Source organism: Martinezella sp. CNPSo 3957, from assembly GCF_057784395.1.
In genome coordinates, this window is sequence record NZ_JBXSOU010000020.1 from 46,082 (window position 1) to 59,124 (window position 13,043).

Annotated in this window: 14 protein-coding genes; 2 read left to right on the forward strand and 12 right to left on the reverse strand. The window is 61.7% G+C overall.

Annotation, left to right across the window (positions count from 1 at the left end):
• Positions 1 to 14: 14 nt before the first annotated feature.
• The 9 genes from truB to recR form a co-directional block, all read right to left on the reverse strand.
• Positions 15 to 947, reverse strand: a complete 933-nt coding sequence (truB, locus tag AC13QE_RS29400; RefSeq protein ID WP_132721748.1) for a tRNA pseudouridine(55) synthase TruB — start codon at positions 945 to 947, stop codon at positions 15 to 17.
• Between the two features lie 12 nt (positions 948 to 959).
• On the reverse strand, positions 960 to 1,367 hold the full coding sequence (gene rbfA / locus AC13QE_RS29405; protein ID WP_112338886.1) for a 30S ribosome-binding factor RbfA: 408 nt from the start codon (positions 1,365 to 1,367) through the stop codon (positions 960 to 962).
• Positions 1,368 to 1,436: 69 nt separating this feature from the next.
• Positions 1,437 to 2,045: a hypothetical protein gene (locus tag AC13QE_RS29410; RefSeq protein ID WP_132721746.1), complete on the reverse strand. Its 609-nt coding sequence runs from the start codon at positions 2,043 to 2,045 to the stop codon at positions 1,437 to 1,439.
• Between the two features lie 89 nt (positions 2,046 to 2,134).
• Positions 2,135 to 4,852, reverse strand: coding sequence for a translation initiation factor IF-2 (gene infB, locus AC13QE_RS29415; protein WP_488486386.1), 2,718 nt, complete (start codon positions 4,850 to 4,852; stop codon positions 2,135 to 2,137).
• 101 nt (positions 4,853 to 4,953) lie between these two features.
• Positions 4,954 to 5,646: an RNA-binding protein gene (locus tag AC13QE_RS29420; RefSeq protein ID WP_488486387.1), complete on the reverse strand. Its 693-nt coding sequence runs from the start codon at positions 5,644 to 5,646 to the stop codon at positions 4,954 to 4,956.
• Positions 5,643 to 7,247 carry a transcription termination factor NusA gene (gene nusA / locus AC13QE_RS29425; protein WP_015338278.1) on the reverse strand — a complete coding sequence of 535 codons (1,605 nt, stop codon included), beginning with the start codon at positions 7,245 to 7,247 and terminating at the stop codon, positions 5,643 to 5,645. The genes AC13QE_RS29420 and nusA overlap by 4 nt, the downstream gene beginning before the upstream one ends.
• A gap of 63 nt (positions 7,248 to 7,310) precedes the next feature.
• The gene (rimP, locus tag AC13QE_RS29430) at positions 7,311 to 7,919 is read right to left on the reverse strand and encodes a ribosome maturation factor RimP (protein WP_132721740.1); all 609 of its coding nucleotides are present in this window, start codon (positions 7,917 to 7,919) and stop codon (positions 7,311 to 7,313) included.
• Between the two features lie 158 nt (positions 7,920 to 8,077).
• Positions 8,078 to 9,361, reverse strand: a complete 1,284-nt coding sequence (locus tag AC13QE_RS29435) for a lytic murein transglycosylase (RefSeq protein WP_488486388.1) — start codon at positions 9,359 to 9,361, stop codon at positions 8,078 to 8,080.
• Positions 9,362 to 9,568: 207 nt separating this feature from the next.
• Positions 9,569 to 10,174 (reverse strand): recombination mediator RecR, encoded by a 606-nt coding sequence (gene recR, locus AC13QE_RS29440; protein ID WP_112338892.1) that lies wholly within the window; start codon positions 10,172 to 10,174, stop codon positions 9,569 to 9,571.
• A 57-nt stretch (positions 10,175 to 10,231) separates the two neighbouring features.
• On the opposite strand from recR, the gene AC13QE_RS29445 reads away from it, so the two are divergent.
• On the forward strand, positions 10,232 to 10,855 hold the full coding sequence (locus tag AC13QE_RS29445; protein ID WP_488486389.1) for an MOSC domain-containing protein: 624 nt from the start codon (positions 10,232 to 10,234) through the stop codon (positions 10,853 to 10,855).
• Between the two features lie 2 nt (positions 10,856 to 10,857).
• Here AC13QE_RS29445 and AC13QE_RS29450 read toward each other — a convergent pair whose 3' ends face one another.
• A complete protein-coding gene (locus AC13QE_RS29450; protein WP_488486390.1) occupies positions 10,858 to 11,469 on the reverse strand; it encodes a LysE family translocator in 612 nt (203 codons plus the stop codon).
• Between the two features lie 94 nt (positions 11,470 to 11,563).
• Positions 11,564 to 12,100 carry an RBBP9/YdeN family alpha/beta hydrolase gene (locus AC13QE_RS29455; protein WP_488486391.1) on the reverse strand — a complete coding sequence of 179 codons (537 nt, stop codon included), beginning with the start codon at positions 12,098 to 12,100 and terminating at the stop codon, positions 11,564 to 11,566.
• A gap of 112 nt (positions 12,101 to 12,212) precedes the next feature.
• Between AC13QE_RS29455 and AC13QE_RS29460 the strand changes: the two genes are divergently transcribed.
• Positions 12,213 to 12,689, forward strand: coding sequence for an Lrp/AsnC family transcriptional regulator (locus tag AC13QE_RS29460; protein WP_488486392.1), 477 nt, complete (start codon positions 12,213 to 12,215; stop codon positions 12,687 to 12,689).
• Positions 12,690 to 12,704: 15 nt separating this feature from the next.
• On the opposite strand, the gene AC13QE_RS29465 is transcribed toward AC13QE_RS29460, so the two are convergent.
• Entirely contained in the window at positions 12,705 to 13,028 is a 324-nt protein-coding gene (locus AC13QE_RS29465) for a YbaB/EbfC family nucleoid-associated protein (protein ID WP_047635820.1), read from the reverse strand.
• Positions 13,029 to 13,043 lie beyond the last annotated feature (15 nt).

A 13,043-nucleotide genomic window follows, 5' to 3' on the forward strand; every position in this document is an offset into this window, starting at 1 on the left:
CTGGTTGATTGAGGTCAGCCGAACACGCGCTTGGGGCGGAATTCGCCCTGGCCGATCTCGCCGATGGCGATCAGCTTGCCGCGGGACGTGGCATAGGCCTCGGTCTCGGCAATCGGCGCATCGCGGCCGCGCACCAGGATCGGGTTGCCCATCTTCAGGCGGTGCGCCTGGTCGTCGCTGATGACGAGATGCGGCAGCGAAGAAAGAGCTTCCGCCGTATCGATCAGCAGCGCATCGAGGGCTGCCAGTCGCTCGTCAGCATCTTCGATCTCCTCCAGCGCCACGAGATCGGCAAGCGGCACCATCGCCTCCTCGGCAAAGGGCGCGACGAAGCTGCGGCGCAGGCCGGAAATATGGCCGTAGCAGCCGAGATCGCGGCCGAAATCGCGGGCGAGCGCGCGCACATAGGTGCCCTTGCCGCATTCGACTTCGAAATGCGCCGTATTGGCATCCGGGCAGGCAAGCAGCGTCAGGCGGAAAATCTCGACTTCGCGCGAGGGGATCTCGACCGTCTCGCCTTCGCGGGCGAGATCATATGCGCGCTCGCCTGATATTTTGATGGCGGAGAACTGCGGCGGAATCTGGTTGATGACGCCGGTATAATTCGGCAGCAGCGCGCGAATATCCTCTTCGCTCGGACGCTTGTCGGAGGTGGCTGTTACTGCGCCCTCGAGGTCGTCGGAAGCGCGTTCCTCGCCCCAGGTCACGGTGAATTCATAGATCTTGCGGCCATCCATGACGTAGGGAACCGTCTTCGTGGCGTCGCCGAGCGCGATCGGCAGCATGCCGGAGGCGAGCGGATCGAGCGTGCCGGCATGGCCGGCCTTCTGGGCCTTGAACAACCACTTGATCTTGGAAACGGCTTCGGTCGAGCCGAAATCAATCGGCTTGTCGAGGATGAGCCAGCCCGAAATCGGACGGCCCTTGGGCTTACGTGGCTTGGACATTCTCTGTCTCTGTTATTGATCTTGGTCGTTGTCGTCGTCGAGATCGCGGCTGACCTCGGGCGAGCGCAGAAGCGCGTCGATCTTCTTGTAATTGTCGAAGCTCGTATCGTCGCGGAAGCGAACTTCCGGCATGTACTTCATCTGGCGCAGTTGCGGGCCGAGGCGGCCCCGGATGTATTTCGCATGGCGGTTCAGCGCTTCGATGACGGCGCCGTGGTCGGAAACGCCGAGCGGCGTCACGAAGGCCGTCGCGATCTTCAGATCGGGCGACATGCGCACTTCGGAAATGGAGATCACGGTGCGCTCGATCAGGTCGTCGCGCACTTCGCCGCGCTGCAGAACCTGCGTGATCGCTGAGCGCACCTGCTCGCCGACGCGAAGCATGCGCTGCGAAGGCGCGGAGGAAGTTGGTTTGGTCATGGTTGTTCCGTTAGCAGCGTCCCATTGGACGCGATAAAGGGGGTCAAATGACTCGATCCGGGCCAAAGGTCAAGGCTGGACAGGGTTTGCGGCCTGCCAGAAGCCGAGAATCCTTGCGAAAGCGGCATCCTGCGCCTGCTGATCGGAAAAGGCGGAGGCAGGAATATAGGTAACGAAGGATTCGAGATCGAACTCGATCCGCCCGTCGGCGCGGCTGATATTGATGATTTCGCTCCAGCCGAACCAGATCCTGGTATCTGTCGACGCCCAGGACGCACCCTGAGCATTGGCCGTCGCGGTGATCCTGACACCGGGGCGAATGCGCGAGCGCATCACCGCCCGTCGCCGCCGCATTGCCCAGCGATAGTAGACCAGAATGAGCGCGTAGATCATGAGGGAAGGCACGAGCCATATAATAGCAAGCTCGGCTTCGTGGATGGAAGGCGATAGTCCGAAGACGGGGACATAGACATAGCGTCTTAGCAAATAGAAGAGAACCGGCAGGCCAACGCCGACGGCGATCGCCGATATGAAGAACCATGCCACCTCGTTCTGGACTTTTTGCGGGCTGCGGCGCGCCACGCGCCTGCCCGCCCTCAGCATCACCGCGACGTGCTCGTCCGGCTGGCGAATGAAGGAGACGGAGATTGAATGTTCGTCCTCAGATCCTGTCGTCATATCGGTTGCGCATCCCCGTTCGGTAGCATCCAATGAAAAACCGCCGGTTTTGGCCGGCGGTTTTGATATCTCGCAAATCGAAGGATCGCTTACAGCGTACGGGTGATATGCTCGACGCGGAAGCACTCGATCGTGTCGCCGGCGCGGATGTCTTCGTAGTTCTCGAAGGCCATGCCGCATTCCTGGCCGACATTGACTTCCGACACTTCGTCCTTGAAGCGCTTGAGGGTCTTGAGCTTGCCTTCGTGGATGACGACGTTGTCGCGCACCAGGCGGACGCCGACGCCACGCTCGACCTTGCCTTCGGTGACGCGGCAACCTGCGACCTTGCCGACCTTCGTGATGTTGAACACCTCGAGGATCTCGGCATTGCCGAGGAAGGTTTCGCGGCGCTCCGGAGAGAGCAGGCCCGACATCGCCGCCTTCACGTCATCCACCAGGTCGTAGATGATGTTGTAGTAGCGGATCTCGATGCCCTGACGCTCGGCGAACTGACGTGCCTGCGCGTTGGCGCGGACGTTGAAGCCGATGATCGCTGCATTGGAGGCTTCCGCCAGCGAGACGTCCGACTCGGTGATACCGCCTGCGCCCGAATGGACGATGCGGGCACGAACTTCGTCGGTGCCGAGCTTGTCGAGAGCGCCGGCAATGGCTTCGATCGAGCCCTGCACGTCGCCCTTGATGACCAGCGGGAATTCCTTCACGCCGACCGTCTGAAGCTGGGTCATCATCTGCTCGAGCGAACCGCGCTGGCCGGACAGGCGGGCAGCCGCCTTGTCGCGGGTGAGGCGCTGGCGATATTCCGAGATCTCGCGGGCGCGGCTTTCGCTTTCGACGACGGCAAACTTGTCGCCGGCCTGCGGTGCGCCGGAAAGGCCGAGCAGTTCGACCGGCATGGCCGGGCCTGCTTCCTTCACATGCTCACCCTTGTCGTTGACGAGCGCACGAACGCGGCCCCACTGATCGCCGGCAACGACGATCTGGCCGGGACGCAATGTACCCTTCTGCACGAGCACGGTGGCGACGGAACCGCGGCCGCGGTCGAGCTGAGCTTCGATAACGGTGCCTTCGGCCGTGCGGTTCGGATTGGCCTTGAGGTCAAGGATTTCCGCCTGCAACAGGATGGCTTCGAGCAGCTTGTCGAGGTTGGTTCGGTTCTTCGCGGAGACTTCCACGTCGAGCACTTCACCGCCCATCGATTCGACAAAGACTTCGTGCTGCAGCAGTTCCGTGCGGACCTTCTGCGGGTTGGCTTCGTGCTTGTCGATCTTGTTGATCGCCACGATGATCGGAACACCCGCCGCCTTGGCGTGGTTGATCGATTCGATCGTCTGCGGCATCACGCTGTCGTCGGCTGCGACGACCAGGATCGCGATATCGGTCGCCTGGGCACCGCGAGCACGCATCGCCGTGAAGGCGGCGTGGCCGGGGGTGTCGATGAAGGTGATCTTCTGACCGTTCTGCTCGACCTGATAGGCACCGATATGCTGGGTGATGCCACCGGCTTCGCCGGCCACCACGTTCGCATGACGGATGGCGTCAAGCAGCGAGGTCTTGCCGTGGTCGACGTGGCCCATGATCGTGACGACGGGCGGACGGGAAACCAGTTCGCCTTCCTCGTCGGCAACGTTGAAGATGCCCTGTTCGACGTCGGATTCCGAAACGCGCTTGACCGTGTGGCCGAATTCGCCGGCGATGAGTTCGGCCAGATCGGCGTCGATGACGTCGCCCGGCTTCATCATCTGACCTTCCTTCATCAGGTACTTGATGACGTCGACGGCGCGTTCGGACATGCGCTGCGACAGTTCCTGAATGGTGATGGTCTCGGGCAGCACGACTTCACGCGAGATCTTCTCGCGCGTTTCCTGCATCTGGCTGCGCCGGAACTTTTCCTGGCGGCGGCGCATGGCCGAAAGTGAACGGCCGCGGGCATTGCCATCTTCGTCGACATTGGCCGTGGTGACCGTCAGCTTGCCGCGGCGGCGCTCGTCCTCGGTCTTCGGACGCGTGGTAACAGGCTTTGCCGGTTCCGGGCGTACGATTTTGCCGCGTGCCGGAGCGCCTCGGGGCGGGCCGCGATCGCTCTCTTCTTCATTGACGCGACGGCGGTTGGCCGGTGCCTCGCCGGCAGGAGCGCCAGGGCGTGCCGGCTGAGGAGCCGCATCCGGACGACGTGCAACGACGGGAGCCGCAGGCGTCTGGACTGCCGGCTTCGGCGCTTCCACCGGTGCGGGTGTCTCGACCTCGGCTTCGGCGGCGCGTGCGGCCTCTTCTGCGGCGCGGCGTGCAGCTTCAGCCTGTTCGGCGATGCGGCGTGCCTCTTCTTCCTGAGCGCGGCGTGCTTCTTCCTCGGCACGGCGCACGGCATCGGCAGCGTCGCGAACCTGGGCTTCGGCGAGCGCACGGCGGCGAGCATCCATTTCGCCGGCCGACAGATGGTTCAAGACCACCGGTCGCGACGAACGCTCCTGCTGCGGGCGCTGCTGGCTACCCTGGTTGGGCTGTCCCGGCCGCTGTTGCTGGCCACCAGGCTGATGAATGCGCGGAGCCGGCTGCGGCGGGCGCGGCGGCTGCGGCGTCGGTTCGGCGACGCGCGTCACCGAGGGCGCGGCGGTCGTTACCGGCGTGATTGGCTTTTCGTCTTCAGGACGTAGCGGGCGGCGCTTACGGGTCTCAACCACGACCGCCTTGGTGCGACCGCGGCCCATGTCCTGGCGCACGGTGCCCTGGTTTACGCCTGATGGCTTCAGGGTGAGAGTCTTCTTACCTGAAACATTCAGCGTCTTGTCGTCTTGATTGTCGGTCATTCCGTTCCTGTTCCTTCGGACAGGGCACGGAAACGTCCGTCAGACCCTGTCGTTCAATGCATGTACCTTAATGAGGCGTCCGGCAAAGGCCGGTGACCGCGTCATTGTTTTCGCCGGCCAGCGCCGCCCGTTGCCCGGGACTGACCGCCGTTGCGGTACCGTTCGAGCAGGTTTGCGCGCTTCACTACACCCTCACCCGCCTGCCCTGCAAGCGCTGCGGCATGGATAAAAGCATTCTGGCCCATCAGTTCTTCCATCTCCGCTTCCGTAAAGACACGGAAGGAAGGTATTTCCTTTTCGGTTTCCATACCGAGATGCCAGGCTTTTCGTGCCTGGTCGATCTTGCGGACGCCATCGGCGGCGGCGGCGATCGCATGAAACACGGCAATTGCCGAGCCGTTGCGAACGGCGCCATCAACCTTCGATGAACCGCTGACGAACCGGCCCGCCTTGCGAGCCATGTGCATCATCCCGGCCAGTTGCGCCAAGAGAAGCCGGTCGACCACGGCACCGAGATCTGCCGGTGCCGTCACTTCCGCCTTCAAAGCGCGGGAAAACAGTTTCTTTGCCACTGCCTTGTCCACCAGTGCCCGGTCTATCTTAACCCAGCAGCCGCGTCCCGGCAGTTGCCGCTTCAGATCGGGAACGACAGTTCCGTCCGGAGCGGCTACGAAGCGGATCAATTCGTCGGGTGATCCGCTTTCGCGTGTTACGATGCACATGCGGCCATTTGCGTCGTTACCGCCGAGATCATCGTCCTCGGTCGGTGCGCCAGGCCCCTCGGTGATCGTCATGCTTGTTGCTCGGTTTCGTCCTCCGCGACCTCTTCGGTCTCAGCGGCGAGATCGGCTTCGGTGATCCAGCCGGCCAGCAGGCGAGCCTGCACGACCATCTGTTCGGCTTCGACGCGCGAGACTTCAAGCTTGGAGAACAGGCCCTCGAACTTCTTCGTTTCGCCGTTCTTGCGTTCGCTCCAGCCGACGAGGTCGTCAGCGGCGCAGCCGGCGAAGTCCTCGATCGTCTTGATGCCGTCCTCGCCGAGGGCGACCATCATCTGTGCGGTCATGCCGTTGATCTCGCGCAGTTCGTCGGAGACGCCGAGCGCCTTGCGCTTCTCATCCATCTCGGCTTCGAGCTTCTCGAGATATTCGCGGGCGCGGGTCTGAATTTCCTGCGCAGTATCTTCGTCGAAACCGTCGATCGAGGAGATTTCGTCGAGATCTACGTAAGCCAGTTCCTCAACGGCGGCAAAGCCTTCCGAGGCCAGAACCTGGCCGACCATTTCGTCGACGTCGAGCGCATCCATGAACAGGTTGGTACGCTCGTTGAATTCCTTCTGGCGGCGTTCCGATTCCTCGGCTTCCGTCATGATGTCGATATCCCAGCCGGTCAGCTGCGATGCGAGGCGGACGTTCTGGCCGCGGCGGCCGATGGCAAGCGAAAGCTGCTCGTCCGGCACCACGACTTCGATGCGCTCTGCATCTTCGTCGAGAACGACCTTGGCGACTTCGGCCGGCTGCAGCGCGTTGACGACAAAATTCGCCGGCTCGCTGGACCAGGGAATGATGTCGATCTTTTCACCCTGCAGCTCACCGACGACGGCCTGAACGCGCGAACCGCGCATACCGACGCAGGCGCCGACCGGATCGATCGACGAGTCGTTCGAGATGACGGCGATCTTGGCGCGCGAACCCGGATCGCGGGCAACCGACTTCACCTGGATGATGCCGTCGTAGATTTCAGGCACTTCCATGGTGAAGAGCTTGACCATGAACTGCGGATGCGTGCGCGACAGGAAGATCTGCGGGCCGCGCTGCTCGCGGCGGACGTCGTAGACATAGGCGCGGACGCGATCGCCGTAGCGGAAGTTTTCGCGCGGGATCATTTCGTCGCGGCGGATGATGCCCTCGCCACGGCCGAGATCGACGATGACGTTGCCGTATTCGACGCGCTTGACGGTGCCGTTGACGATTTCGCCGACGCGATCCTTGAATTCGTCGAACTGGCGGTCACGCTCGGCTTCGCGCACCTTCTGCACGATGACCTGCTTGGCCGACTGGGCGGCGATGCGGCCAAAGTCCATCGGCGGCAGCGGATCGGCGATGAAATCGCCAAGCGCTGCGTCCGGATTGCGGTCGCGGGCCAGCTCCAGCGGGATCTGCGTGGAATAGTCCTCGGCCTTCTCGACCACTTCGAGCAGACGTTGCAGGCGGATTTCACCCGTCTTCGGGTTGATGTCGGCGCGGATATTCGATTCCGTGCCGTAACGCGAGCGCGCGGCCTTCTGGATCGCATCCGCCATTGCGGCAAGCACGATCTCGCGGTCGATGACCTTTTCGCGCGCCACTGCATCTGCGATCTGCAGAAGTTCTAGCCGGTTCGCACTGACTGCCATTGTTCTTAGTCTCCGTCTTCCTGCCTTCAGGTTTCCCGTTCCGTCAGGCGGTTCGTTGATCGGTTATTCTTCTTCGTCGTCCGCTTCGTTCTGGTTCGCTGCCTCGGCTTTCGCAAGCTTGTCGGCGCGCAGAGCGTCGCGGATGAGATCGTCCGTCAGGATCAGCTTGGCCTCGGCCAGCGTGCTGAACGGAATGGTTACCTTCTGTTCCTCGCCGCGGGTCGCTTCATCGCGTTCGATCGTGAAGCCATCGGCATCGACGGCGACGATCTTGCCGCGGAAACGCTTGCGGTTATCGACGAGGATCGACGTTTCGCACTTGACGATGTGGCCGATCCAGCGCTGGAAATCCGACTTTCGCACCATCGGGCGGTCGATGCCCGGCGAAGACACTTCGAGATGATACGCCTTATCGATCGGATCTTCCACATCCAGGACCGGAGAAATGGCCGTGGAGACCTCTTCGCAGTCCTCGACAGTCATGGTGCCGTCGTTGCGCTCGGTCATGACCTGCAGCGTCAGGCCGTTCAGATTGAGGAGACGCACGCGCACCAAACGGAAGCCCATGCCCACAAGGACGGGCTCGATGATGGCGGCGACGCGCTGATCAAGGCCGGTTTCGACGATCAGCCGAGGTTCATTGGTATTGTCTGCGTTTGTCACGTCCGACAAGCATTCACTCCGCATTGTTCATGCATTGGGAGATCGCGCTAATAAAAAAGAGCGGGTCCTTGCGGCCCACTCTTCATCACACGATCAAGAATTTGATGCGGATATAAGCCTCTTTCCGGCAAATTGCAAGGCATTCGCGCCGAAAGGCGTTTCCGCAGCTATTTCAGCACGCCAAGCATGGAACTGTCCGGATAGCAGGTGGGCTTCATGCTGCTCTTTTCCTGCCACTGGCCGATCGAGCGCCGGGTCTTATAGCCCGGCAGGCCGTCGGTACCGCCGACATCGTAGCCCTTGCGCTCCAGAGCCTTCTGCATGTTTGCGACGTCGGATCGCAGCATCTTGCCGACATCGCCCCATTTTTCCTGGAAGGCGCCGCTGCCATTGGCGATGCGGTCGGCGAGATTGCCGATATAGAGGCCGTATAGGTCGGAATTGTTGTATTCCTTGATGACGTAGAAGTTCGGCGTGACGATGAATTCCGGCCCGTCGCGGCCGGCCGGCACCAGCATCATGCCACTCGCCCGCATTTCGTCGGATGGAAATGACTTGCCGGAAACCCGCTGAATGCCGAGCGAGGCCCATTGCGAAATCGGCTTGGCGAGATCGGGCCCTTCCTGGGCGCAGGAGACGTTCTGCGGAATGGTGACTTCATAGCCCCAGCCGCGGCCACGCTGCCAGCCCTTTTGAACCATATAGTTGGCGATGGATGCCAGCGTGTCGGGCACTGAAGTCCAGATGTTGCGATGGCCGTCGCCATCGAAATCGACGGCATATTTCAGGTAGTTGGTCGGCATGAATTGCGGCTGGCCGAGTGCGCCGGCCCAGGAGCCCTTGAACTGATCAGGCGTAACGTCGCCATGTTCGAGGATGCGCAGTCCAGCGATCAGCTCGTTGCGGAACATGTCCTTGCGCGTCGACATGAATGCCTTGGTCGCCAGGACCTGCATTGCCGAATTCGGCAGTTTGGCGGCGCCGAAGCCGGTTTCGCGGCCCCAGATGGCCAGCAGGATTGGTCCGGGTACGCCATAGGTCTTCTCGATCCGCCGCAGCACCGGCCCATATTGCGAGGCGAGGCTCCGCCCGGTTACGGCCAGTTTCTGCAGCCGTCCCTCATTGAAATAGGGGGCGGGAGAGGAGAATTCCGCCTGGGTCTGCGCCTGTTGCTTCGGTTTCGGGAAGCCCGGCGGCTCGAGATCGGGCAGATCCCAGTTCAGCGTTACGCCGGCAAAAGCCGCCTGGAAGGTCTTTTCCGAAATTCCGGCCTTTCGCGCTTCCGGCCAGAGATCCTTCTGGATCCAGACCTGAAACTGCGCTGCGACCTCGGCTTTCGAGGCGGCGAGAGCGGGGAGGGGAAGGAGGGCGAGGAGGAGGATGTAGAATAGGGAAAATAGTCTTTGCGCATGCCGAGCCGCTGATACCCCCCTCTGTCGCTTTCGCGACATCTCCCCCACAAGGGGGGAGATTGTTGGGAGTTCGCTGCGGCCCCTATCCGTAAAATCTCTCTCGGCATCTGCAGGCAGAATATTGGTTTGAGGCAGGTCGGTGCTGCGAGCGACCAATCTCCCCCCTTGTGGGGGAGATGTCAGCGAAAGCTGACAGAGGGGGGTAAAAACTCTCCTCATACTCTTTCCTTTGTTGCAGCTCTCAAATCAAATCGCCGTCCGCGCCCTCAGCGCCGCCGCAAGCGTACCTTCATCGAGATAATCGAGCTCGCCGCCGACAGGCACGCCATGGGCAAGGCGGGTGATCTTGACCTCGAGGCCATCAAGCTGGTCGGTTATATAGTGTGCTGTGGTTTGCCCCTCGACCGTCGCATTGACCGCGATGATGATCTCACGGACACCGCCTTCGCCGACGCGGGCGATCAATCCGCGAATATTGAGATCGTCAGGCCCGACGCCGTCGAGGGGCGACAGGACGCCGCCGAGAACGTGATAGGCGGCGTTCATCGCGCCTGATCGTTCCAGAGCCCAGAGGTCGGAGACATCCTCGACGACGATGATAACGGACTGGTCGCGGCGGTCGTCGGTGCAGACGGTGCAGGGATCGACGGTATCGACATTGCCGCAGCGCGAGCAGATCTTCACCTTGTCATAGGCATCGCCCATGGCATGGGATAGTGGCCCGAGCAGCTGGTCCTTCTTCTTGATGAGATGCAGCGCCGCGCGGCGCGCCGAGCGCGGCCCGAGGCCCGGCACTTTCGCCAGGAGCTGGATGAGTTTTTCGATTTCGGGGCCGGTGACTCGCTTTGCCATGGGAGGCTTTTAGCTCATATGCTCAAGGAACGGAATCTCGGAAGGAACGGTTGACCGATGAAAATTCTCGCCGTGTGCCGTGGTGTTCCTGAAACGCTGCCGGGCAAGAAAGCGAAGACAGGCATCAACAAGCATGCCGTCAACGGTGCCGTCATGATCGACGAGCTAGGGCTGCTCGGTGATGCCATCTGCAATCGCAAGCATCATGGCGGCCGTGACCAGGCGGTTTATGTCGAAGGTTCGTTGACGCTGGACTGGTGGGCAAGCGAGCTTGGACGATCGCTGGAGCCGGGCACCTTCGGTGAAAATCTCATCATCGAAGGCCTGGACAATCGCGAGATCGCCGTCGGCGATCAATTCATAGCCGGCGATCTGGTTCTGGAAGTGACCTCGGCGCGTATTCCCTGTTCCACCTTCGCAGCGAAGATGGGCGATCCGCAATTCGTCAAGCGCTATATCCGGGCCGGTCGCCCCGGCATCTACTGCCGCGTTCTTGCGGGCGGCACGGTGAGCGCTGACATGCCGGTCACCTATCTGCCTTATGCCGGCGCGAGGGTCACCATGCCGGAAATGATGGCGACCTTCGGCAGGCGATTGTCGCCGCAAGATCGGGCGCGCTATCTGGCGGCGCCTATCCACTATAAGCTGCGTGCGTTCATCGAAAGCGACGCAGCGGCCTGAAATCACCGCATGGCAATCGCGACGGCCGCGCCTGCCATGGTGCCGGCGCTGGCGCGGTTGGCGATGCGCACAGCCCGGCGGCTCTTGAGGAAGGTTCTGGCTTTGGCCGCCAGCATCGCCCAGGAGAGATCGATGATGACGAGCACCGCAAACATCGTCGCGGCCAGCTCGGCCCAGCCCGAAACCGTCACGCCATGCAGATCGATGATCGAGGGGAGCAGCGCCACATAAAAGACCATGATCTTCGGATTGCCCATGGTGACCGTGAAGCCGGCGAGGAAGAGCCGTGTGGCCGATTGCTCGTTCGGCAATTCTTCTCCTGCCGTGTCGGCGGAGGCAAACCACATCTTCCAGGCAAGATAGAGGAGATAGGCAACGCCAAGCCATTTGATGACCACGAAGGCGAGATGGAAGGTTTCGGCAATGGTCGCAAGGCCGGCAACGGCACACGTCAGCCAGATCGCTTCGCCGAGCCACATCCCGGAGAGGAAGGGCAGGACGTTGCGCGCGCCCTTCGTCAGCACGCGCGCCACCAGTGCCGCGATGTTCGGTCCCGGCGATCCCGCTGCAATGAACAAGGCACCGGCAAAAACAAGCAGCGTCGATAGGCTCATCGCATTCCCTCCAACAGGGCAGCTGGACGATATCTGGAAAAAGAGTGCCAGAGATAGCATTCCGGCGCGGCTTTTCCAAATGCCGGATTTACGTTCAGCCAAGCTCGGAGCGAAAGCGCCCGAAGATTGCCTTGCCTTCCGGCCAGTCACCCAGTCCGGATGCCGCATTGATATGCCCGCGTGGCCCGACATCGACGAAGGCGCTGCCCCAGCTTTCGGCGCTGCGACACGCATGGTCGAAGGACCCGAACGGATCGTCGGTGCTGGCGACGAGCAGGGACGGAAAGGGCAGCCGCTGCCGTGGCGGATTGGCAAAGCTGCCCGCCTCGGCAAGATAGATTTCGCCCGTAGGATCGGGCGCGGCCACCAGGAACGCTCCAAGGATCGCCGTCTTCTTCACAAGGGCCCAATGGGCGATCAGCTGACAGGCAAGGCTGTGCGCAATCAGGATCGGCGGCGTTTTGGAGCGCGAGATTTCGTGCTCGAGCGCGGCAATCCAATCCAAAAGGATCGGTCTGTCCCAGCTTGATGGCTGGAAGCGTCGCATAGCCGGATCGTCCCGTTCCCACAATGTCTGCCAGTGACCTTCGCCCGAGCCGCCCAGCCCCGGCAGCGTGATGATATCGCTCATCTCTATCCTTTCTCCACAGTCTCTCATGGAGAAAACTCGCATGCCGGGATGCCGATTGACATTGCAATCCATCGGATAAAACTTATCCCAACCGATGAATTGAAGGTGAGCAATGGATGCAATCGAAAGAGGCCTGGATCCGACCGATCTATCGATCATCGAAATCCTGCAGCAGGATGGGCGAATCTCGGTATCGGAGCTCGGCCGTCGTGTCGGTCTGTCGCAGCCGGCGGCATCGGAGCGGCTGAAGCGGCTGGAGGAGCGTGGCGTGATTGCCGGCTACCGTGCCGTGGTCGATCCGGCTGCCGTCGGGCTCGGCATGATGGCGGTCATTCGGCTGCGCACCACGCATGAGCATATCCGGCCGTATCTGAAGCAGTTTTCGGAAATGCCGGAAATTATCGAGGTCTTGAGGCTGACGGGCGAAGATTGCTTCCTGCTCAAGGTTCTCGTGCCGACACCGTCAGACCTTGAAACCATCGTCGATTCCATTGCCCGCCATGGCGCGGTGACGACATCGCTGGTGCTGCGAAACGAACCCATAAAGGCGATCGGCCGCGATCTCATTCGCAAGGCGGCCGGCCGCTGAAAGAAATGTCTCGCCTCAGAACGGCAGCTTGAAGCCAGGCGGGATCGGCAGACCGGCGGTCAGTTCGCGCGTCTTCTCGGCGGCGATCGCCTCGGCCTTTTCCTGAGCATCCTTGTTGGCGGCGACGATCAGGTCTTCGAGGATTTCGACATCGTCTTCCTTGAAGAGCGAGGGGTCGATCTTCAGGCCGAGCATCAGGCCCTTGCCGTTGACGGTAACGGTGACGAGGCCTCCGCCGGCCTTGCCTTCGACGCGAATGTCGGCGATCTCCGACTGCATCTTCTCCATCTTCGCCTGCATTTCTTTCACTTTGCCCATCATGCCCATGATGTCGCGCATCGTCTTTGGTCCTTC